The organism is Pedobacter sp. UC225_61 (genome assembly GCF_044452285.1).
In the GTDB taxonomy this organism is placed as follows: Bacteria; Bacteroidota; Bacteroidia; order Sphingobacteriales; family Sphingobacteriaceae; genus Pedobacter.
Genome location: NZ_JBIOAL010000001.1, coordinates 3,403,871 through 3,425,433 on the forward strand (window position 1 = coordinate 3,403,871; position 21,563 = coordinate 3,425,433).

At 34.2% G+C, this 21,563-nt stretch carries 26 protein-coding genes; 19 read left to right on the forward strand and 7 right to left on the reverse strand.

Annotation, left to right across the window (positions count from 1 at the left end; genetic code table 11):
* The first annotated feature begins 1 nt into the window (after position 1).
* The 3 genes from ACHMWN_RS15490 to ACHMWN_RS15500 are packed head-to-tail and all read left to right on the forward strand — an operon-like array spanning position 2 to position 985.
* Complete coding sequence (locus ACHMWN_RS15490) at positions 2-178, forward strand: hypothetical protein (protein WP_397302894.1); 177 nt, start codon at positions 2-4, stop codon at positions 176-178.
* A 2-nt stretch (positions 179-180) separates the two neighbouring features.
* Positions 181-582 (forward strand): hypothetical protein, encoded by a 402-nt coding sequence (locus ACHMWN_RS15495; RefSeq protein WP_397302896.1) that lies wholly within the window; start codon positions 181-183, stop codon positions 580-582.
* Position 583: 1 nt separating this feature from the next.
* Positions 584-985, forward strand: a complete 402-nt coding sequence (locus ACHMWN_RS15500; protein WP_397302899.1) for a helix-turn-helix domain-containing protein — start codon at positions 584-586, stop codon at positions 983-985.
* A 102-nt stretch (positions 986-1,087) separates the two neighbouring features.
* Here ACHMWN_RS15500 and ACHMWN_RS15505 read toward each other — a convergent pair whose 3' ends face one another.
* The 3 genes from ACHMWN_RS15505 to ACHMWN_RS15515 all read right to left on the reverse strand — a co-directional run bounded on the left by ACHMWN_RS15505 (position 1,088) and on the right by ACHMWN_RS15515 (position 3,079).
* Complete coding sequence (locus ACHMWN_RS15505) at positions 1,088-1,783, reverse strand: hypothetical protein (protein ID WP_397302901.1); 696 nt, start codon at positions 1,781-1,783, stop codon at positions 1,088-1,090.
* A 99-nt stretch (positions 1,784-1,882) separates the two neighbouring features.
* Positions 1,883-2,194, reverse strand: coding sequence for a hypothetical protein (locus ACHMWN_RS15510; protein WP_397302903.1), 312 nt, complete (start codon positions 2,192-2,194; stop codon positions 1,883-1,885).
* Between the two features lie 21 nt (positions 2,195-2,215).
* Positions 2,216-3,079 carry a hypothetical protein gene (locus tag ACHMWN_RS15515; protein WP_397302905.1) on the reverse strand — a complete coding sequence of 288 codons (864 nt, stop codon included), beginning with the start codon at positions 3,077-3,079 and terminating at the stop codon, positions 2,216-2,218.
* A 187-nt stretch (positions 3,080-3,266) separates the two neighbouring features.
* Between ACHMWN_RS15515 and ACHMWN_RS15520 the strand changes: the two genes are divergently transcribed.
* The 3 genes from ACHMWN_RS15520 to ACHMWN_RS15530 all read left to right on the forward strand — a co-directional run bounded on the left by ACHMWN_RS15520 (position 3,267) and on the right by ACHMWN_RS15530 (position 4,880).
* A complete protein-coding gene (locus ACHMWN_RS15520) occupies positions 3,267-3,554 on the forward strand; it encodes a hypothetical protein (protein ID WP_397302907.1) in 288 nt (95 codons plus the stop codon).
* Positions 3,551-4,126 (forward strand): hypothetical protein, encoded by a 576-nt coding sequence (locus ACHMWN_RS15525; protein WP_397302909.1) that lies wholly within the window; start codon positions 3,551-3,553, stop codon positions 4,124-4,126. The genes ACHMWN_RS15520 and ACHMWN_RS15525 overlap by 4 nt, the downstream gene beginning before the upstream one ends.
* Before the next feature lie 67 nt (positions 4,127-4,193).
* Entirely contained in the window at positions 4,194-4,880 is a 687-nt protein-coding gene (locus ACHMWN_RS15530) for a phosphatase PAP2 family protein (protein ID WP_397302912.1), read from the forward strand.
* A gap of 89 nt (positions 4,881-4,969) precedes the next feature.
* Here ACHMWN_RS15530 and ACHMWN_RS15535 read toward each other — a convergent pair whose 3' ends face one another.
* The gene (locus ACHMWN_RS15535) at positions 4,970-5,485 is read right to left on the reverse strand and encodes a hypothetical protein (RefSeq protein ID WP_397302914.1); all 516 of its coding nucleotides are present in this window, start codon (positions 5,483-5,485) and stop codon (positions 4,970-4,972) included.
* 300 nt (positions 5,486-5,785) lie between these two features.
* On the opposite strand from ACHMWN_RS15535, the gene ACHMWN_RS15540 reads away from it, so the two are divergent.
* The 3 genes from ACHMWN_RS15540 to ACHMWN_RS15550 all read left to right on the forward strand — a co-directional run bounded on the left by ACHMWN_RS15540 (position 5,786) and on the right by ACHMWN_RS15550 (position 8,574).
* A complete protein-coding gene (locus tag ACHMWN_RS15540) occupies positions 5,786-7,174 on the forward strand; it encodes an exonuclease domain-containing protein (protein ID WP_397302915.1) in 1,389 nt (462 codons plus the stop codon).
* A gap of 115 nt (positions 7,175-7,289) precedes the next feature.
* Complete coding sequence (locus tag ACHMWN_RS15545) at positions 7,290-8,174, forward strand: AraC family transcriptional regulator (RefSeq protein WP_397302917.1); 885 nt, start codon at positions 7,290-7,292, stop codon at positions 8,172-8,174.
* On the forward strand, positions 8,164-8,574 hold the full coding sequence (locus tag ACHMWN_RS15550) for a DUF983 domain-containing protein (RefSeq protein WP_397302919.1): 411 nt from the start codon (positions 8,164-8,166) through the stop codon (positions 8,572-8,574). Before ACHMWN_RS15545 ends, ACHMWN_RS15550 begins: the two co-directional genes overlap by 11 nt.
* A gap of 75 nt (positions 8,575-8,649) precedes the next feature.
* Here ACHMWN_RS15550 and ACHMWN_RS15555 read toward each other — a convergent pair whose 3' ends face one another.
* A complete protein-coding gene (locus ACHMWN_RS15555; protein WP_397302921.1) occupies positions 8,650-9,252 on the reverse strand; it encodes an LURP-one-related/scramblase family protein in 603 nt (200 codons plus the stop codon).
* Positions 9,253-9,419: 167 nt separating this feature from the next.
* Here ACHMWN_RS15555 and ACHMWN_RS15560 point away from each other — a divergent pair, with 167 nt between their 5' ends.
* The 3 genes from ACHMWN_RS15560 to ACHMWN_RS15570 all read left to right on the forward strand — a co-directional run bounded on the left by ACHMWN_RS15560 (position 9,420) and on the right by ACHMWN_RS15570 (position 12,301).
* Positions 9,420-10,265, forward strand: coding sequence for a S1 RNA-binding domain-containing protein (locus ACHMWN_RS15560; RefSeq protein ID WP_397302922.1), 846 nt, complete (start codon positions 9,420-9,422; stop codon positions 10,263-10,265).
* Positions 10,266-10,632: 367 nt separating this feature from the next.
* On the forward strand, positions 10,633-10,836 hold the full coding sequence (locus tag ACHMWN_RS15565; protein WP_182921963.1) for a cold-shock protein: 204 nt from the start codon (positions 10,633-10,635) through the stop codon (positions 10,834-10,836).
* 160 nt (positions 10,837-10,996) lie between these two features.
* Positions 10,997-12,301, forward strand: a complete 1,305-nt coding sequence (locus ACHMWN_RS15570; protein ID WP_397302924.1) for a sensor histidine kinase — start codon at positions 10,997-10,999, stop codon at positions 12,299-12,301.
* Here the strand turns inward: ACHMWN_RS15570 and ACHMWN_RS15575 are convergent.
* The gene (locus ACHMWN_RS15575) at positions 12,298-13,746 is read right to left on the reverse strand and encodes an ATP-dependent RecD-like DNA helicase (protein WP_397302926.1); all 1,449 of its coding nucleotides are present in this window, start codon (positions 13,744-13,746) and stop codon (positions 12,298-12,300) included. The two genes, ACHMWN_RS15570 and ACHMWN_RS15575, sit on opposite strands and share 4 nt — an antisense overlap.
* Positions 13,747-13,798: 52 nt before the next feature.
* Here ACHMWN_RS15575 and ACHMWN_RS15580 point away from each other — a divergent pair, with 52 nt between their 5' ends.
* The 3 genes from ACHMWN_RS15580 (at position 13,799) to coaD (ending at position 16,087) form a co-directional block, all read left to right on the forward strand.
* The gene (locus tag ACHMWN_RS15580) at positions 13,799-14,623 is read left to right on the forward strand and encodes a DUF3822 family protein (protein WP_397302927.1); all 825 of its coding nucleotides are present in this window, start codon (positions 13,799-13,801) and stop codon (positions 14,621-14,623) included.
* Positions 14,614-15,156 carry an RsmD family RNA methyltransferase gene (locus tag ACHMWN_RS15585; protein ID WP_397302930.1) on the forward strand — a complete coding sequence of 181 codons (543 nt, stop codon included), beginning with the start codon at positions 14,614-14,616 and terminating at the stop codon, positions 15,154-15,156. Before ACHMWN_RS15580 ends, ACHMWN_RS15585 begins: the two co-directional genes overlap by 10 nt.
* A 469-nt stretch (positions 15,157-15,625) precedes the next feature.
* Entirely contained in the window at positions 15,626-16,087 is a 462-nt protein-coding gene (gene coaD, locus ACHMWN_RS15590; protein WP_397302932.1) for a pantetheine-phosphate adenylyltransferase, read from the forward strand.
* Positions 16,088-16,201: 114 nt separating this feature from the next.
* Here coaD and ACHMWN_RS15595 read toward each other — a convergent pair whose 3' ends face one another.
* The gene (locus ACHMWN_RS15595) at positions 16,202-16,813 is read right to left on the reverse strand and encodes an NUDIX hydrolase (RefSeq protein WP_397302935.1); all 612 of its coding nucleotides are present in this window, start codon (positions 16,811-16,813) and stop codon (positions 16,202-16,204) included.
* Between ACHMWN_RS15595 and pyrE the strand changes: the two genes are divergently transcribed.
* The 4 genes from pyrE (at position 16,812) to ACHMWN_RS15615 (ending at position 21,542) form a co-directional block, all read left to right on the forward strand.
* Positions 16,812-17,471, forward strand: a complete 660-nt coding sequence (gene pyrE / locus ACHMWN_RS15600) for an orotate phosphoribosyltransferase (protein WP_397302938.1) — start codon at positions 16,812-16,814, stop codon at positions 17,469-17,471. The genes ACHMWN_RS15595 and pyrE overlap by 2 nt on opposite strands.
* A gap of 24 nt (positions 17,472-17,495) precedes the next feature.
* Positions 17,496-17,894, forward strand: a complete 399-nt coding sequence (locus ACHMWN_RS15605; RefSeq protein ID WP_397302941.1) for an SRPBCC family protein — start codon at positions 17,496-17,498, stop codon at positions 17,892-17,894.
* Between the two features lie 168 nt (positions 17,895-18,062).
* A complete protein-coding gene (locus ACHMWN_RS15610) occupies positions 18,063-20,732 on the forward strand; it encodes a glycoside hydrolase family 78 protein (protein ID WP_397302944.1) in 2,670 nt (889 codons plus the stop codon).
* Between the two features lie 60 nt (positions 20,733-20,792).
* Positions 20,793-21,542 (forward strand): helix-turn-helix domain-containing protein, encoded by a 750-nt coding sequence (locus tag ACHMWN_RS15615; RefSeq protein ID WP_397302946.1) that lies wholly within the window; start codon positions 20,793-20,795, stop codon positions 21,540-21,542.
* Positions 21,543-21,563 lie beyond the last annotated feature (21 nt).

The following is a 21,563-nucleotide window of genomic DNA, read 5'->3' on the forward strand; positions in this document are numbered from 1 at the left end:
ATTGAACCTGGTTATTAAAGAATACCAAAAAGTTAAAAATAAAGCTGTAATGTATTATGGGATAAGCATTCAATGTTATGGTAAAAATGATTATGGAGCTAGCATATTAGGAAATTACCATTTTAATTTTTATAAAGGAGAATTAATTGGCGAAGTGAATAAATATGATTGGTTTTAATTATGACCAAGGCCAAACTCTATATACAAAAACAAAATTTAGTTCAGCGAGCAATTACTGCTGCCATGCACATATTACATGATAGTTTTATGTTTGGCACTCCACTTTGGCCAAAGAGAGGTTTTAATGTTGGATGGTATCCTGAAAAAATGGATTGTATAATGGTTGGTGCAAGAATAGATGAAGGGTATGGAGTTTTAGTATTAAACCTTAAAGCTCCAAATTATACTCGAATAACTAAACAATGCAAAGCAATTGAATTAATAATGTCTGATGCTATTTATGAAGATATTTTATTTACATATATAAGGGGTGGATATCACCACCATCATTTGGGTAATTGTACAGTAGTATCACAAACAGATCAATTAATTTTTGGATTTTCAGAAACAATACAACAATAACATGGTAATTAAACATAATTTAGGGATAGCTGGAAGGTTTCAAACTTTCAGGAAGAAATATATTTCAAGAAGTGGTGTTGAAGCGGCGAAAGAATTAAACATCAGTCAGGCTGGCATAAGCAGGATGGAAAATGGTATTGATCCTATCAACTCGGAGATAATCAAAAAATTGATAGACAAATTCCAGTTAAATAAGCAATGGCTACTGGATAATATTGGAAGTCCAATTAATAAAGCAGGGAAGTTGAAACCAACACCATTATTACTATCTGAAATAATGGATAGAGAACAGGCTTTGATTACCGAGGTTGCAATATTGAAGAAAAATTTTTCAAAACTTTGGGATGTTGTAGAGCATCAGGGTAAGGAGATTGATAGGCTAAATGAAAAAAATCACAACTAATTCGCAAACCAAAAACAAAAAGTCACATAAGTTTACAAGTTATTTAATTAGTTCTTTCGGCTCCACAAATCTTAAAGCCATCCCAAAGGATGGCTTTTTCTTTTAATTAGCTTTAGCAAAGCTCCCCAAGGATTTAAAGTTTATACCAACAACTAAGGCGCAAAACAAAAACCAAAGTGTAATTAAAAGCGGTGTACCCATTATCCAAACTTGATTTAAAAACCCTTTGGTTAAAATTCCATTCAATGCCATTAGTATTACTACGGTATCTAAAATCAATGGGATAACCAGGAAAGCAATGAATATTAAAACCTTCTTTTGATTTGCTATCGCTTTATATACTGTAATTAAGGGCGGTAAACAGATACAACTCACGATTAAGAATGCGATAACTTTAATCATTAGGAAATTCGAGTGATCTGCATTTAAAAACAAAGAACGTAAACCCCAAACTTCATCCCCACTTCCCGTAGCAGCCATAAACATTCGGCCGAATTGCATGTTTCCTAAAATGAATAGCAGTCCATAGGATTGATGTTGTGGTGTTTTGCCATATTTTAACAAATACCATCCCAACCATAGGAATATAAAAGTAAATAATGGTCCAGCAAATGTTGCTGCAACTGCATAACTAGATTGACAGTCTGCACACGTACTCCAAACATTAAAGTCTCGAGTTCCCCAACAACCACATATCATTCTCCCAGTTATGATGTGTGTTAGCTCATGCAATTCATGCATCAAAAAGAAGAAAATGATAAACAGCAGCAGGTTTTTAAAAGTCAGTTGTATTTTCATAAAAGATGTCATCATGCTATGACGTCTATACTTAAATTCAGGTTACAGCTAAAGAATAATTTAAATTCATTCGTTTAGGTCACAAGCTATACACATGCGTTAGATCTGATTTTTCAATGGAAAATACACTTTGTCTTCAACGCAAAGCCCTTTGACTGCAACGCAAAGCTCTTCGACTTCAACGAAAAGCCTTTCGACTTCAACGCAAAGCCTTTCGACTTCAACGCAAAGCCCTTCGACCTCAACGCAAAGCCCTTCGACTTCAACGCAAAGCTCTTCGACTTCAACGCAAAGCCTTTCGATCTCAACGCAAAGCCCTTCGACCTCAACGCAAAGCCCTTCGACTGCAACGAAAAGGTGAATTCTGTTAAGGAAAGTCCATAAACTTAAAAGCAAAAACCCCTCTTTCATTAATAAAGGGGCATTTACCACTTACTTTAACAAATGAACTAGCATTTGTATCTGTGCATCAAACTTTTCTAATTCAAAGTTCTGAGGATCGTCATGCCCATCAGGAATGCCATCATCTAAAACGGCATGAAAAGTTGGAATTAACCACTCTCCTTTTCTTAAACTAGCTGCAATATATATCAACGCTAATCTTTTATATTGAAGATCAGTAAAGCCAGGTTTTATGGCAATGGCATCATTCTTTTTACCAGGGTCGGCAATACGTGGCTGTATCACTTCGATATGTATAAAGCTACCGACAACACTTTTAGTCAATAAAGGGTTTTTTGTAGGACTTTCGAATTTAGTAGCGTGAATTTGTCGGCTTAAATCATTTGAGGTTATTGAGGCCCCTAGTCTATTGATGAAGATATGGGTAAGCTTAAAAGTACGTTTATTATCTAGTCTATTCCCACTCCAAGAAACAGAATCTATGTTCGTTGGAAAAGAAGTAGAGTCTGCTAAAAAATTACTCGTATCGTGAATTACAAAATAACTTGCTTTTATTCCGTCGACTGAACATATTGCCGAATCCAAAGATCCTCCGATTTCTTCATCAGTAATATTTGCTGTGCTTAAATATTTTTTAAGCGCCTTTTTGCGTACTACCTTAATATCTCCATTTAAAATCGAATTTAAGAAAGGGGGTAATGTTTTTAAGGTATCTCCTAAGTGAGCATATTTTTGAACATAGCGTAGTAGATAAGTGGCTTGTTGATGTTTTGTACCTATAAACTGCATTTTCTCAGCATCAAACTTTGCAGCTAGTTTAGATTGTCCCATTACTTTATAGCTAAACGCCATTGAAAATAGAGCTAGAAATAGAACTTTGGTTTTGTGAAGCATAAAAATCATATTGGTTTTATGAAACTAAAATAGATTATTTAAATAGTATACCATCATAGAAAATATATTTCTGCGTTCTAGGCTATCTTAAGCCAGTTTTTATGCAAAATACCTAAAAATGAGTATTGCACTACAATCTTTGTCTAGCTAATTTTAATCTATAATTAAACAGATAAAACAAATAGCTATGGAACAGACTAAGAAATTTTTATTATTTGCAATGGCACTGCCCATGTTAATGGCAAGTTGCGAATTATTTGAGGCAGAGCCTGAAGAAGAAGAAGTTAAAAAAGTTGACAATTCAACTTATACCTACTCCTACACTTGCCCTATTGGCTCAAAAAACACTATTCAAATTCCGAATAGGTTATCTGCAACCTGTAAAGCAAATTGGGAATATTTTGCTAGAACATACGGTTGTAATGATGCCAATAACTTCGATGAGGCAAATAGAAGAAAGGCACAATGTCCATGAGAGCTTTCTTAGTTATACTGCTAGTTTTTGTGTTGGGTTCGGCACACGCACAAATTAAACTAACATCAGGGCAATACACCACAGAAGATGGTTATTATACTGTTACCATTAATTATGATCAAAACAGTTTGACCTTAATTGAACCGAATAGAACTTCTGTTTATACAAGATTGGAAGGAAATGTATTTAGATTTATTCATCCCACAAATAAAATAGATTACCGCATTGAGGTGATAGATCCTGCTACCATTCAAACCTTCAAACCTAATGTGGATAACAGTAGATACACTATTCGGCTAAGCAAAGGCGATGCAACTGCAAATAACGAGCAATTTAAAACGTATTATGCAATGGCAGAACGCTATAAGGCTAAAATGACTACAGATAAGAAAGATGCGCAGTTATGGTCGTTTTGTGCAGCAGCTGCTATGGCTAGAAGTAGTATGAATGAGGAAGGTTTTAAAGATTACGCCAACAAGATTTCTCTTTCTATTAAACAAATTATCATTAATAAAGCCAAATGCCCGTGTGAAGATGCAATTCCTACGGAAATATGGAATAAAGCAAATTAATTACTAAATAAATGTCTCTCATTAAAGCCTCAGCGAAATCTGGGGCTTTTTTAATTTCAGTTCATTAATGCCCCAAAATAATTTCATTAACTTTGAATTTAACCAACCTGAAAAAATTCGGATGCAGCAGAAACGTATTGTCTTGTTAATTACTTTATTGGCGTTAATTACCAGCTTTATTCTGCTTAGTCTATTTATTGTTGATCATCCCATCCCAACGCTTGATCATAAAATTTCCTTATTTGTTCAAAAATATCACTCTGATAGTTTAGATAAAATTATGTTAGGTGTTAGTTTTTTTGGCGAGCTACCTTATTCCTTATTGATGGTAGTTTTGGTTGCCATGCTATTTTATCATTTTAAATATAAGCGTGAAGCCTATTTTACACTTTCTATTTTACTTTCTGGATTATTAATTTTAGGGATAAAAAATATAATTGATCGGCCTCGTCCAACGGCATTTTATGTGCGTTTAGTAGAAATAAACAGGTTTCAGAGTTACCCAAGCGGGCATGTACTTTCGTATGTACTATTTTTTGGGTTTATGATCTTCTTAATGAGAAAACTAAATCATCTTCCTTTAATTACCAGAAGAATAGTAACTTATTTTTCCGCTTTTTTCATCGCCACCATTGCTTTCTCTAGAATTTATTTAGGCGCACATTGGTTCTCTGATACGCTTGGTGGATTTTTATTAGGCTTAATCTGCTTATATCCACTGTGTTTCTTTTACTTAAAAAAGAAACGGGGATAAAGCCTTAGCCCTATCCCCGTCATCTAAATTAACGCTCTCGTATATATAGACGCTCGTTTCTTTAGTTTATTGTACAGTATTTAATTTTTTTATTCAAATTTTAAAGAATTCCAAAATTTGTTCTTATCAGCCTCGTGTGGGTTTTGGTATTTCTCCATAAATGTGAACGTATACATTTTAACATTTACATAAACAGTCAAGATATAGGCAATGCTGAAGTCTTCTTTTTCACCTTTTAAATCGAGTTTTAAGATATAAGCTGGTTTACCTTTAAAGGTGGTAATTGATTCGCTTAATGCAATAGCGCCAGGGCTGCCTCTTAACATTCCACCTTTAATGGTTTGGTACGTCTCTTTCCGTTTTAAACGTTCATTCAATGTATTCGCATCTAGACCCATTTTTTTTAAATCGGTAATCATTGCCATGCACTGTGCTGTAGAATCTACTGATGCAATCCATACCTGTTTTCCTTCGAATATAGTTTTATCAGGTTTGGAGGGAAAGGAAATTGAAGCATTTTCATCCAATTTTACGTACTCCCAAGGTAAGATGGAACCAAATAAAGCGGGTGAAAATAATAGGAATAGAAGTAATTTATGTTGCATTTTTTAGGATAAGCAACTAAGATATAAGATAATAGAAAGAGATACAATACCTAATTCTCTGTATTTCAAATTGCCCCAAAAAAGAGACGGAGATAAAGCTATTGCTCTATCCCCGCCATCTAAATTAACGCTCTCGTATATATAGACGCTCATTTATTTAGTTTATTGTATAGTGCTTAATTTTTTTTTATTTTTTTTCATCCTCTCTTTTCACTTGTTTATATGCCCATCAATTTTTAATCGGAAATAATTTCAATACTAATTTTTTTAGTATATATTTGTTTAACCATTGAATAATTTATGTTGTATGCAGTTGTAGATATCGAAACCACTGGTGGCTATGCAGCCGCTCATGGCATTACAGAAATTGCCATATACATTCATAATGGTCAAGAAGTTATCGAAAGTTATGAAACGCTAATCAACCCACATCAGCATATTCCAATACACATACAAGCATTAACTGGAATAGATAATGAAATGGTAGAAAATGCTCCTGATTTTAGAGATGTAGCTGCTAAAATTTATAGTTTGTTACACGATAAAATATTTGTAGCACACAATGTAAATTTCGATTATTCTTTTGTTCGTCATCACTTAGAAGCTTGCGGGTATAGTTTAAACAGTAAAAAACTATGTACAGTAAGGCTTAGTCGTAAAATATTTACCGGCTTACCTTCCTATAGTTTAGGCAAACTTTGCACCTCCCTATCCATCTCTTTAAACAATAGACACAGAGCTGGTGGTGATGCAGCTGCAACAGCCATTTTATTAGCAATGCTGATTGAAAAAGATGCTAATGGCGTAATTAACGATACCTTAAAAAGAACTTCAGCAGAGCAAGCTTTACCACCGAATTTGCAAAAAAGCGAAATAGATAAATTACCAAATACTCCTGGGGTATATTATTTTAAAGATCAGAAGGGAAAAGTAATTTATGTTGGCAAAGCGAAACAACTTAAAAAGAGAGTGTGCACTCATTTTACTGGACATAGTATTAGCATGCAACGACAGAATTTTTTAAGGTCTATTCATAGTATAGATTTTCAGACCTGTGGAACAGAATTAATGGCTTTTATTTTAGAGGCAGCAGAAATTAAAAAGCTTTGGCCAGAAAATAATAGAGCAATGAAACGCTTCGAACAGAAATACTCGTTGTATAGTTTCGAAGATCAAAATGGATATATCCGCTTAGGTATTGATAAATATCGAAAAAATGGAACGGTGCTATACAGTTTTAATAATTTATTAGAAGGACATCAATTATTAAGAAACATTGCCAGTGAACATTCCCTTTGTGAAAAATTGTGTTTCATTCAAACGCCAAAATTTGCCTGCACTGGTCACACAGATGGCACTTGCCAAGGAGCCTGTATAGGTGAAGAAAGTGCCGCACTTTACAATTTTAGGGTGAAAAGGGCAATTAAGGAATTACAAGATTTGTTACCTTCTTTTGCTTTAATTGACAATGGAAGATCGGAAGATGAAAAAAGTTGTTTGTGGATAGAAAAAGGGAAGTTTTACGGCATGGGTTATATTTCCGAGTATTGCGACATTAATGACTTAGAAACCTTAAAATCTGCCATTACCCCTTACCCATCCAATGATTACATTATGAATATGATTTTAATGCATAGTAATCAATTCCCACACAAAATGATCCCCATATCACTTGAAACAGCATTCTAATTTTATTCTTCCTTTAAACTCTTCATAATAGTTCCTAAATCATAATCAGTAAAAAGTACTATTTTTAATAGAGATTACACCTTTAAGAACACATCTTAAATTGGTACTTTTGTATATGAAAAATGATATCCCAGTTTACGATATACAAAACCTCAAAGCGTATAAACACGATGGGATTTTAGTAAGCAGATTTGGCTATTATTCTAAGCAACACCAACATTTACATTCAGCACACCGTCACTCGTTTTTTCATTTAGTACTTTTTACCGAAGGAAGCGGAACTCAACAGATCGATTTTAAAGAGTTTGCTGTAAAACCAGGGCTGATTTATTTCATGATTCCTGGACAAGTGCACAGCTGGAATTTTGAAACCGAACCTGATGGATACATTATTAATTTCTCTGCCGATTATTTAAGTTCATTCTTATTAAAACCTGATTATTTAGAAAGTTTCAGCTTTTTTAACGGACAACCCGATTCTCAAGTAATTGAATTACCAACTGAAGTTCAACACACGCTAATTTCAATTTTTGAAGATATATTGAAAGAAGGATCAATAGAGAAAACCGTTAACGATGATTTGGTAAAAACACTATTAATTCGGTTGTTTATTGAAGTTGCAAGAACCGATGATGCCCTACAAAAAGCAAATTACAATTCCTATAATCATACCCTGTTAAAGAATTTCAGAAACTTAATCGAAAAAAACTACGCTCAATTAAGGCTTCCAAAACACTATGCTGCCTTATTATACATCACCCCAAATCATTTAAATGCATTATGTAATGATTTTTTAGGGATACCAGCTGGTGTATTAATTAGAGATCGAGTGATTTTAGAAGCTAAACGTTTATTAATCAATCTAGATTTAAGAGTTTCGGAGATTGCAGATAAATTGAACTTTGACGATCAATCTTATTTCATCAAATTCTTTAAAAAATACGAAGGCATTACACCAGAAAAATTCAGGAAATTAAATACAACACACAATGGAAACTAACAAAGAATTCTACATCTCTCAATGGAATGGATTTATGCATGCTAAATGTCCTCGTTGTAGAGTTGGCAAAGTATTTACTGGACCAACGTACGGGTTTAAAATTCAGAAAATGAATGAAGTTTGTCCACATTGTCAACTTAAATTTGAACGCGAACCAGGTTATTTCTACGTTGCCATGTTTGTAAGTTACGCGATGAATGTCGCCGAAATGATTACCGTAAGTGTTGCCGCTTATGTTTTAGGTCTAGAACTAAATTTCGACAATTTATGGTATTTTGCAGCACTTTTATTTTGTACTACAATTTTGTTTTCTCCGTTTAACTACCGCTATTCTAGAATGGTTTTACTGTATTGGTTATCGCCAGGTTTACATTACGAACCTGAAAGAAGTTTGAAATAGCCTTTAAAATTATAGCCACAGATTAACAGATTTATCATCTCTAAAGAAATCTGTTAATCTGTGGCTAAAATAAATTTACTTGCTTTCTTTAAGCACCATATCAATGGTAATCGCAGTAGCCACAATAGCTACTTTCTGCTTATTCTCCGCATAAGTTGGATCTATTGAAACATTATATTTATCGGCAGAAGTAAAAATCTCTTTCATTGCACCAGCCCACTTCTTACTGATTTTACCCATTTCTACGCCTGCAGCATTTTTAATGGTGAAATTCCACGCTTTCCAGTCACCCGTAATTTGCGCAATCGTATCTCCCGTACTGGGTTCACTAATGGTAAAGGTTGGCTTAAAAAACTTAAACTTTTGTTTTATAGTGCCTACCTCCACCCCATTCGGATCGGTTACGCTAATCTTCGACATCCAAAATGTCCAGCCTCTACTTATCGTCGCTTGTAATTGATCATTTACATCGGTTATTTCTAACTGAAAAGGCATCATTGCTTTGTTAATCAAGAGGGTTAAAAATTTATGCCATCCACTCATTCGTTGTTTAATAATACCTATTTGAGCGCCTTGTTCATTGTAAACTTTGTATTCATTCGTAAACTTTAAAAAATTTACTTTTTCATCGATAAAATATTCATCGCCAAGAAAAAAAGTTGGAATTTGTTGATTCATTAATTTAGTTTTTTCGGTTTATAGCAACTAAAGTAATTAAATTTTTAGTTTGAATACCTACAATCTGCTCGATTTTTTAACCTTCAACCCCACCTAAAGATTGTGTAACTTTGCCAAACGAAAATTAAACAGTCATTGAAGAAAATGGCTTAACTCAAAATTAAAAAATGATAGAAATAGGAAAGTATAACGATTTAAGGATCGCAGCTAAAAACAGTGATGGCTTAAGTTTATCAGATGGGGAACGAGAAATTTTATTACCCTATTCGGATGTACCCAAAAACGCTGAACTTGGCGACAACATAAAGGTATTTGTATTTATTAATAAAGATGGTAACACCATTGCAACAACAAAACACGCTTTAGCAGAAACAGATGATTTTGCCTACTTAACTGTAGTTGATGCAAGTGAAGATGGCGCTTATTTAGATTTAGGCATTGGAAAAGACATTTATGTTCCCGTTCGTGAACAAAAAAGAGCAATGCATAAAGGAGAAAGTTATGTAGTGTACGTTTACTTAGATGAAAATAATCAGCGTATGCTTGCTTCTTCTCGATTGGATAAATTTATTGAAGAAGATGATTTTGATTTTGATGAAGGTGATGAAGTGAGTTTATTAATTAGTGAGCAAACAGATTTAGGCTTTAATGCCATCATTAACAACAGATATATTGGACTTTTATACCATAATGAACTGTTTGCCAACTTAAAACCTGGCGAAAAAAGAAAAGGCTGGATTAAAAAAGTACGTATTGAAGGTAAAATCGATTTGAGTTTACAGCCGTTAGGTTACAGTCATATTTTAGACACGAAAGATGTACTATTAAAAGAGTTAAGAGAAAATGGCGGCGTGATTGCTTTAGGCGACAAAAGTACTCCTGAAGAGATTTATGAGCGTTTCCAAATCAGTAAGAGTGCATTTAAAAAAGCAACAGGCGGTTTGTATAAGGAGCGGATTATAGTTATTAGCGATAGAGAAATTAAATTGGTAGTAGATCATTTGGCAGATTAATTAGCAGTATTGTACTTTATTAATCTTTTACAGATTGACAAAAGTTTATCATACGATTTACTTTTAAACTTTGCCATCCGATAGCTATCGGATCCAAAAAGGATCATCAACCTGAGGAGTTCGTTTTAGGTCGAAAGTTTAAGGTAAAATAAAAATAGTTTAAGGTAAAGCAAACCATTTGGCACTATTAAACGTATTTAATAATGAGTAGAATCTACTTAAGGGAGTTTTTTTGTGAGGTGCGGTTTGTAAGAGCTGCACCTTTTCTTTTTGCTTTTAGGTTACAAAATTGTAATTGTATGAAAATTATTTAACCTTTTATATTGAAATTGTTATCTTCACTTTTTAATTTAATAATAAAGAAGTTATGACAGGTACAGTAAAATGGTTCAACGATGCTAAAGGTTTTGGTTTTATAACCCCAGAAGAAGGCGGTAAAGATATATTCTGCCACCATTCTGCGATCCAATCTTCAGGACAAAGATCTTTGCAAGAAGGACAACAAGTTGAGTTTGAAGTAAAAGACGGCAAAAAAGGCCCGGAAGCTGAAAACGTAAGAGTAACCGGATAAGTAGAAATTTTTATTTATTTATTTGATGCAAAAAATGCCATCTGCCTTGGGTTGATGGCATTTTTGATTCTACCTAGAGTATAACATTTCTAGTGCAATTAGAAATTATGATGCTAAAAACCCTTGGATTGATTAATTTTACAAACCTAATACATTCATTTTGCTCAAGCTACTTACGTATAAAACACCTGCAAAATTTGCCGCAGCCTTTAAAGAATTTTACATCACCACAAACCTTAAGCAAGTTAAGGTATTAAGTACTGCAATTTTAGTCATCACTATTTTAACTAGAATTATTGGCATTGCTTTTTACGAAGAAGCCATAAAAATTACAAGATACACGGAATACTCTCTTGGAAATTGGATACAAATAGCTGGGGCTACCCTATTTTTCACCTTAAGCAAAATTGCGCTAACTTCTCCTAAATGGAGTTCTCAACATAAAAAGACCTTAGCCCTTTTCTTTATTGTATTTGTGCTTTTAATCTCATTTGGGGTAAGCTATGTAGTATCTACCTACAATACAAAAAACAATTTAACCATGTTTATGATAGGCATTGTAGCGGTAAGCCTATTCTTTGCCCTAGAGCTTAAGCAGATTAGTACCATTGCAGCTATTATTGTTCTTGTTTTTGTATTAGGTATGGTGATTCCAAAAATCACTTTTCAAGATAAAATGATGAATGTTTTTGCTGCAATTACCTTAGGATTTATCTTGATTTACTTTTCTAGGTATAGTTATTATTTCAAATCGCGTCACTTTGTAAAAATTAAAGAGTTAGAAGAAAAGAATGCAGAAATTGAGCATTTAAATACCCAAAAAGAAGAAATTCTTGCTTCTGTTGCACACGATTTAAGAAATCCTTTAAATAACATACAAGCACTAAGTGGTTTTTTATTAGCGGAAAACGAGCATAACGATGAAGCAAAAATGATTTCGAACGCTGCTAAACAGGCAAAAGAAATTATAAATGATTTAATTGAAACTGTAAAGCTAGATCAAACTAATTTAAAAACCGAAAAACAAGATATCGCCGCTTATTTGACTAAAATTATTCAAAAGTGGAAAGCAAATTCCAAAAGAGAGTTCTTATTTCTACCTAATGATATAGAGGCAGATGTTTATTTAAACTGCTCAAAATTGGAGCGAGTGATAGATAATTTAATTAGCAACGGATTAAAGTTTTCTAATGAAGATAAACCCATTGAAATTAGTTTAACTCAACAAAAAGACAAAATTGGTATCGTTATAAAGGATTTCGGTATTGGTATTCCAGAGGAACTGAAAGAACATATTTTTCATCAATTTTCTAAAGCCGGACGTCAAGGCTTACAAGGCGAAAAATCTATTGGCTTAGGTCTACATATTTCAAAGCGGATTGTAGAGCAACATGCCGGTAAATTAATTGTAAATAGTGTAGAGAATGAGGGCACAACTTTTACTATTCTTTTGCCCGTAGCTTAATTTTCTTCTTGTACAGTTGCAAATAAGTTGTGCGAAAAATTCACTAAAAACAACTCCTTTTTAGCCCTTGTTAATGCGGTATATAACCATCTTAAGAAATCAAGATCTATCATTTCATCCGTTAAATAACCTTGATCTACAAAAACGGCATCCCATTGTCCACCCTGAGCTTTATGACAAGTTACGGCATAGGCAAATTTAATTTGTAAAGCGTTGTAATAGGGATCTACTTTAATCGCTTCCATTTTATCTTTCTTACTATTTAAATGGCTGTAATCTTCTAATAACCCATCAAAAAGCTGCTTACTTTTTTCATGCGGAAGATTTGGCGTTTCTGCTTGTATGGTATCTAAAATTACTTTACAGGAAATAATTCCAGCATCAGGAAAATCTAAAAACTCCAATTGAACTTCAGCAAATCGCAACCCATATCGTTCTTCTTCTCGCCTCACTCTAATCACCTTTGCCATATCGCCATTGGCTATAAATGCAGTTTCTGGATTATCTGGCAACCAAAAATAATTATTACGCACGACCATAATTTGGTCGCCACCGCTCAACTCTTCCTCTCTATACAACAGTCTTGCTCTAATCTGATTGTTATATACATTTGCAGATTTATTAGAGCGACAAACCACCAATGAATTTTCAATCCCAAACTTACTATAGGCATATTCTAAACCCTCCACCAACTTTACACCAGTCATGCTAAAAATATCTTTATAGCTTTTGGTCATAAATTTGGGTAAAGAAATACTATCCTCATCGTAACTATTAATCAATTGACGGAGCATCGTTGCATTTGCCAAAATGCCCGATTTCTTTTCTTGTCGCACCACTTCTTTTAACTCAACAGCGGTAACTTTTAACCTAAAATTATCAACCAGGTATTTTTCATTTAAAGCTGGGCTATCAATACTACCAACTGGCGGAAGCTGAGCTGTATCGCCCACGAATAACAAAGAACAATTTTTATCCTTCCCCGTTGGTGCAGGTTGATAAACGAACTCAATTAAGTCTTTTAAAAACGAAGAACCGTTTTGCGGATTCCATTCATCGGCAATCATCGAAGCTTCATCCACAATAAAAAGCGTGTTTTCTACTAAATTTGGTGCAAGCTGAAAAGCCATCTCTGTAGAAACCGCACTCCGTTTTCTGTATATTTTTTTATGAATGGTTAAGGCTCTTTTATTCGTATAGCTACTAATTACTTTTGCGGCTCTACCTGTTGGCGCCAATAAAACCACTTTTAACTTGAATTGAGGTAAAGCTTTAACCAATGCCGCCACCGAAGTTGTTTTACCCGTACCCGCATACCCTCTTAAAATAAAACATTTATTCGTTTCATTTTTCATTAAAAAAGACGTTGCTTTTGCACAGAAAACCAATTGTTCATCGGTAGGCTGAAACGGATACGATTGGGCAATGATATTGGCTTTATCCATTTAGCAAAGATGCAATGGTAATGTTATAGAAAAAAGTTATTTTTGCCAACACATGAACAATAACAACAGCATCTTATTAATAGACCCAGCATTTGATCCAGCTACAGCATCAGCTTGTAACCTGTTGGTAAAAGTGGGCTTAGCTAGTTTTTCTTATGCGATAGTAAATAAAGAAACTAATCAAGTTAGTGCTGTTTTTGATGAACAAGAGTGTGAAAATAGCGCTCAAAAATTCGCAGACCGCTTAAAAACTGATTCTTATTTAACCTTACCTTATCAGAATGTTAAAGTTGCAGTTCATACAGAAAATGCCATTGCTATTCCAAATGATTTATATACAGAGGATAGCTTAAATACACACGCTCAGTTCTTTACCGAAACGCCAGTTGGTGATTTGTATGCACAAGCTCAACCTCATTTCGGTTTTACTACTATTTTTTCATTACCAAAAACCGCTAATGAGGCGTTAACTGGTTTTACTGGTGGGAAAAAATATTCGCAACATGCAGCCTTATTGGCAATGGCCGAAAAAATAAATGAAACCGCATTACTATTAGATTTTTCTGTTGGATCTTTTAATGCGTTATATATTCAACAGCAGCAAGTTGTTTTTCAGCAATGCTATGAAATAGACAACCTAGATGAGTTTAATTATTATCTCTTATTCATAATTAATCAGCTGGATATCAACACAAAAGAAGCAAAATTACACTTAAGTGGAATTATTCACGAAGGTGATGACAAATACACTTGTCTATTAAAATATTTTAGTAAAGCTGATTTTATAGCGGTCAGCAACGATCTTGATCAACAGATACTAGACGATATGCCGGCACATTATTACAGCAGTTTATTAGCCCTTGATCAATGCGTATAATTGGCGGAAAACTAAAAGGAAGGCAGTTTAATGCACCTGCAAACTTGCCTGTTCGTCCAACTACCGATATGGCAAAAGAGGCTTTGTTTAATATCCTTTACAATACCTACGATTTTGAAGAATGCGATGTTTTAGACCTATTTAGTGGGACTGGCAGCATTTGCATTGAATTTGCATCGAGAGGAATAAAACAGGTTACTGCAGTGGATAAACATCCGGGTTGTGTGGCTTGGATAAAAGCTGTTGCAGAGAAATTTGAGTTAGCTCAAATTGCACCTCAAAAAGCAGATACGTTTAAATTCTTGGAACAGGATAAAAATCAATACCATATCATTTTCGCCGATCCTCCTTACGATTTACCAAATATCCCAACGATCCCTCAATTGGTAATGAAGAATAATTTATTAACAGATAATGGGGTGTTAATTGTAGAACATCCACCCTTTTTAAAATTAAACTTATTACCTGGTTTTACCGAAGTACGTAAATACGGAAATTCTTCTTTTAGCTTTTTTGAAAAGGTTGAAGGTTAAACGCAAAGAACACACAGATTTTCGCAGAGAACACCATTAGCTGAACGTCATTGCGAGGTACGAAGCAATCTTACAACGACGGGTTAATTTCTAATGCTTTAAGATTGCTTCATACCTCGCAAACACGAAAAATTGCAATTTTTCGCTCCCCACTTCTTCCACTTATTAAAATTGAAATCGAATCACAATTAACTTAAAGTTAATTTTATACGGTAATCGCTGTGCTATTTTCTAATTTTTTGACCTGCTCTTACAGGGTCTTAACAAGGTCATAACAGGGTGGTAATAGGGTCATTATAAGGTTAACAACCATGTTAACTATTAGTTAATTACTTATGAATTTATTTTCTATCTTTTTTGTACTACTAATCAATACCTATTATCTATTGATTTGGAGGCTTTAGAGCGTTTTCTACTTTAGTCTTTCAGCTTAAACCTATATATTTACCGTATTGAAAAAAACAAAAAGATGAAAATTGCTTTATTCCCAGGCTCATTTGATCCAATTACCATTGCTCACGTAGATATTTTGAAACGAGCTTTGCCTTTATTTGATCGCATTATTGTTGGTATTGGTTTAAATAGTTCGAAGCAAAATTTCCTTTCTGCCGAAAAAAGAGAAGAAATGGTACGCACCATTTTTGTAAACAACGCCAATGTGGATGTTCAATTATACGAAGGCTTAACAGTGGATTTCTGCAGGAAAATTAACGCAAAATACATGGTTCGCGGCATCCGTTCTGCTTCAGATTTTGAATACGAGAGAGCAATTGCTCAAATTAATCAAACCATGATGCCTGAAGTAGAAACTATTCTATTATTAAGTAAACCTGAATATTCAGCAATCAGCTCAACGATTGTTCGCGATATTTTAAGAAACAATGGCGATGTTAGTCCGTTTGTGCCTAAAGAAGTGATTGAGTTTTTATAAGGATTTAACGCTTTACTTTTACAATCCTCCCTTGGATGGTCAACGTTTGAAGATCATATTATAAACTTTGCCAATCTGTAAAAGATTGACAAAGTAAAAGATTGACAAAGTAAATTAAACTAATTTCTCCGCCTTCAATACATCTAATATTAAGGGATAGGTATTTTTTATTTTTGCTTTAACGCCTAATGGAGCAACCCAAGATGCAGTTGTAATTCCTTCCTCTTTTTGAGGAATTAATTTCGGTACTCCTTTCACAAACATTTTATACCAATTTGTTCGCTTTAAAATTACCTTTCCACCTAATTCATATACGTGATAAGTTTTGCATAAACGTTCTTCACGTTTTTCTATTTTCACACCACATTCTTCTTCCACTTCTCTAACTGCAGTAACTTTTATCTTCTCACCCTTTTCTACTTTCCCTTTTGGCAAATCCCACTTCTTATTTCTAAAAATAAATAAAAATTCGCCATTCGCATTTTCTACTAAACCTCCTGCTGCTTTAATTAAGGTTAGCTTTTTTTTGATAGCTTTTAGTACCTCTTTAGGTGTTTTAGTAATGAGCATATAATGCTTTTGCTTACTTTTTTTTAAATTTCTATAAAATGTTATAAAATCAAAATCCTCTGTGTCAAGCTGTTGAATTTTCTCCAATTGTTTGGGTACTGTAACACCTATAAACAAAGTATTATCGTTAATATAAATTCTGTATTTTTGAGCCATGTATAATAAAAGTGATATTGAATTAAAGGTAGCTGAATTTTTATTACAAATAAAAGCAATTAAATTACAACCTAGCAATCCATTTACATGGGCATCTGGTTGGAAGTCCCCAATTTACTGCGATAACCGTATTACTTTATCGCATCCATCTGTTAGAACATACATTCGTCAAAAATTAGCACAGCTGATACAAGAAGAATTTGGTGCAGTTGATGTAATTGCTGGAGTAGCCACCGCAGGCATTCCACAAGGTGTTTTAGTAGCACAAGAATTAGGCTTACCATTTATCTATGTAAGATCTAAAGCAAAAGAACACGGTACTGGAAGTTTAATTGAAGGAGAAATTGTAGAAGGCCAACGTGTGGTGGTAATTGAAGATTTAATTTCGACTGGCAAAAGCAGCTTACAAGCGGTAGATGCGTTACGTGCTGCAGGATTATCTGTTGCAGGGTTAGTTGCAATCTTCACCTATGGATTTGATCAAGCGGATGAAAATTTTGCAAACGCTAAATGTCGTTATTCTACGTTATCAAATTATTCTACATTAATTAATTATGCTGCAGAACATAGTTTTATAGCACAAAATGATATCGATTTATTAAATAAATGGCGTGAAACTCCTTCAGAATGGGGAAAAGATGCCATTGTTAATTCTTAATTTTAATTTACAAAATACGATTGTATGACCATTATAGAAAGTACTGTTGAAATAAATTTACCAATTGATAAGGTGTATAATTTCTTGGAAGATTTAAATAACCATCAGCAGTTAATGCCTGAGAATATTTATAACTGGTCTTCTACAACAGATGAAGCTAGTTTTACCATTCAGAATATGGCAAAATTAGCCATTAAGATTGCTAACCGTGTACCCAATAGCGAGATAATTGCCGTTCCTACAGAAAAACCACCTTTTGATGTGGAATTAAAATGGACGGTTACGCCTAATGATAACGGTGGTACAACTGCAAAACATATTATTTCTGCAGATTTAAATATGATGATGAAAATGTTAGCTGCTGGTCCGCTTCAAAAATTGGCTGATCATCAAACCAATAAATTAAAAGAAATTTTAGGATAGACTTGTTTAGGCGTTTTCGTCTCCCTGAACTTGTTTCAGGGTCAGTTAAAAATAGATGCTGAAATAAATTCAGCATGACGTGGTTTCAAAAACACTTTTATTAATTTAAAGGTGTTTTTTTATGCCTTAAAATTTAATTAATACCTTAGGTATAAATAACTCGTTCAAATGCTGTCATCCAAAATTTTTAAAATTTCTATCGTCCTGTTATCCTCATTTGCTTTCTCCACCAGTTTTGCTCAACACATCACCAATTTAAAAACTGAATATCTAATAAATCCAATTGGTTTAGACAATCCTAATCCACGTTTTACTTGGCAAATGGTAGATTTTAGAGTTGGAGCAAAACAAACTGCTTACAGAATTATGGTGAGTACAGATTCCGTTGCTTTAGTACAAGGGAAAGCAAACCAATGGAATACAGGATGGTTGCAGACCAGCACTTCATTGAAAGTTTATGCTGGTCAATCACTAAAACCTTTTACCAAATATTTTTGGCGTGTAGATGTTGTAAATCAAGCTAAGGCAACAACTACAAAAATAGCAAGTTTTGAAATGGGCATGATGAATGCACATCATTGGCAAGGTTCATGGATTTCTGATAATGAAGATCCAAAGCTTAAACCTGCTCCATACTTCCGTAAAGTTTTTGAAACTACAAAAAAGATAAAAACAGCTAGGGCTTATATCGCTGCTGGGGGTTTATATGAGCTTTCTTTAAATGGTGAAAAAGTAGGAAACCACAGAATGGACCCAATGTATACACGTTACGACAGAAGAACGTTGTACGTTACATACGATATTACCTCTAAATTAAAAGCTGGTAAAAATGCAATTGGTGTATTACTAGGAAATGGCTGGTACAACCATCAATCTACTGCAGTTTGGGATTTTGATAAAGCCCCTTGGCGCAATAGACCAACATTTTGTTTGGATTTGAAAATAACGTACACAGATGGAACGACAGCAACCATTACATCTGGTAAGGATTGGAAAACAGCTTTAAGTCCGATAATTTTTAATAGTATTTATACTGCTGAACACTACGACGCAAGATTAGCACTTGAAGGCTGGAATACTGTGAATTTTAATGATACCAATTGGAAAAGAGTAATTAATCGCTCAGCACCCTCTGGAAACATTGTAGCGCAAGCTTTACACCCAATAAGAAATGTAGAAGAAATTACCGCTAAAAGTATTCGAAAATTTAATGATTCCACTTACCTATTCGATTTAGGCAGAAACATAGCTGGGGTGAGTAAAATCAAATTAAATGGTGCCGCAGGAACGGTGGTTAGATTAAAACACAGCGAGCGTTTGTACGCAAATGGAAGAGCCGATCTATCTAATATTGATGTACATTACCGCCCGACTGATGATAAAGATCCTTTTCAAACCGATATTTTAATTTTAAGTGGCAAAGGTGAAGAAAGCTTCATGCCGCATTTTAATTATAAAGGTTTTCAATATGTTGAAGTTAGTTCAAGTCAACCGATAAGCTTAAAAAAAGAAGATCTGGTAGGTTATTTTATGCACAGCGATGTTCCTGTAGCTGGAAGTGTTAAAGCATCAGATCCGCTAATTGAAAAAATCTATTATGCAACCAACAACTCTTATTTATCCAATCTTTTTGGGTACCCTACCGATTGTCCGCAACGCGAAAAAAATGGTTGGACAGGCGATGCTGCGATAGCCATAGAAACTGGATTGTATGGTTTTGATGGCATTATCATCTATGAAAAATGGTTAGCCGACCATAGAGATGAGCAACAGCCAAATGGCGTTTTACCTTCCATTATTCCTACGGATGGTTGGGGCTACGAATGGGGAAATGGACCAGATTGGACAAGTACCATTGCAATTATTCCTTGGAATATTTACCGTTTTTATGGCGACACGAAAATCTTGAAAGACAACTATGAGAACATTCGTAAATACATTAACCACATCAATGAAACCTACCCTACTGGATTAACCACTTGGGGCCTGGGCGATTGGGTGCCTGTAAAATCTGTTTCTCCTGTAGAGTTAACATCCACCTGTTATTATTATGCTGATGTGGTGATTTTAGCTAAAACAGCAAAAATTTTAGGCAAAACGGATGACTTTAAAAACTACACCGCATTGGCTTTAAAAATCAAAAATGCTTTTAATGCCAAATACTTAAACAAAACTACTGGCATTTATCATACTGGCTTACAAACAGAATTAAGTGTTCCCTTATATTGGGGCATTGTACCCGATGAAATGAAAGCCAAAGTAGCCAAAAATTTAGCCAAACGTGTAGCAGCAGATGGTTTCCATTTAGATGTTGGATTATTAGGAACAAAGGCCATTTTAAATGCATTAAGTGAAAATGGTTATGCCGATGTAGCGTATAAAGTTGCTGCTCAAAAAACATTTCCAAGTTGGGGTTGGTGGATTGCCAATGGCGCCACAACTTTGTACGAAAACTGGCCGATAGATGCTAAATCAGATATTTCTATGAATCACATTATGTTTGGAGAAATTGGTGCTTGGTTGTATAAAGCACCAGGAGGCATCAAGCCAGATGAAAACCAGCCAGGGTTTAAGAATGTAATTCTACAACCCTATTTCGTGGAAGGGTTAAATTCTTTTGAAGCCACCCACGATGGGCCGTATGGAAAAATCAAATCTGCTTGGAAAAGAACTAAAGATGGAATTAACTATCAGGTGACTATTCCTGCCAATTCAAGTGCAACAATTAACTTACCGCTTGTTCGAGATGAAGTAATTTACCTTAATGGGAAAAAAATAGCTGCCGGAAAAATTGAACTTCAGGCTGGGAGTTACGAGATAAACACGACTAGGCTTTAGAAATCTGTGAGATCGATCTAAGATGGCCTCCCAATATTGGTTGAATAATAGATGAAGCAAATGAAAAACACCTTACATTTTCAGTTTATTGAACCTGATCAGTCGCTTGTTGATTTTGTGTATGGTTTTTCTTCTCTACAACATTTTTCAAATCAATATGGAGCAGTTGTAATTCCCAATGGAAAAGTTGATTTGATATTTTCAAAAACTAACGACAATCAACTCCGAGTTGCACTTTTGGGTTTAGAAACCAAACCAAAAAATGTAAATCATGAGTTCTCCAACTTTTATTCCGTTAGTTTTAATCCACTTGCAGTAGAATATCTTTTTAATCATTCTATAGCCGATATTATCAACACTGGAAAAATACTACCTAGCAATTTTTGGGATTTCCATATTGATGACTTTAACAATTTTGAAACATTTTGTCATAAGATAGCGAAACATATCAATCAACTTTTACCTAGCAAAATAGACGAGCGCAAACGCAATTTATTTCAATTGATTTCTGCTTCTAATGGTGAAATTTCAATCAATGAACTTTCCGAAAAACTGTTTTGGAGTCAAAGACAAATCAATCGTTATTTCAGTCAACAATTCGGACTTTCTCTAAAAGCATACTGTAAAATACTTCGCTTTCAGGCCTCACTTCCTCACATAAAGAACGGCGAACTGTATCCACAGCTCAATTTTACCGATCAATCACATTTTATTAAAGAAATTAAACAACTTTCGGGTGTTTCACCAAAAGAGCTTCACAAAAATAAAAACGACCGATTTTTACAATTTTTATTCTACGATAGCAAATAATTTTGTAGTCTAGATTTAAAG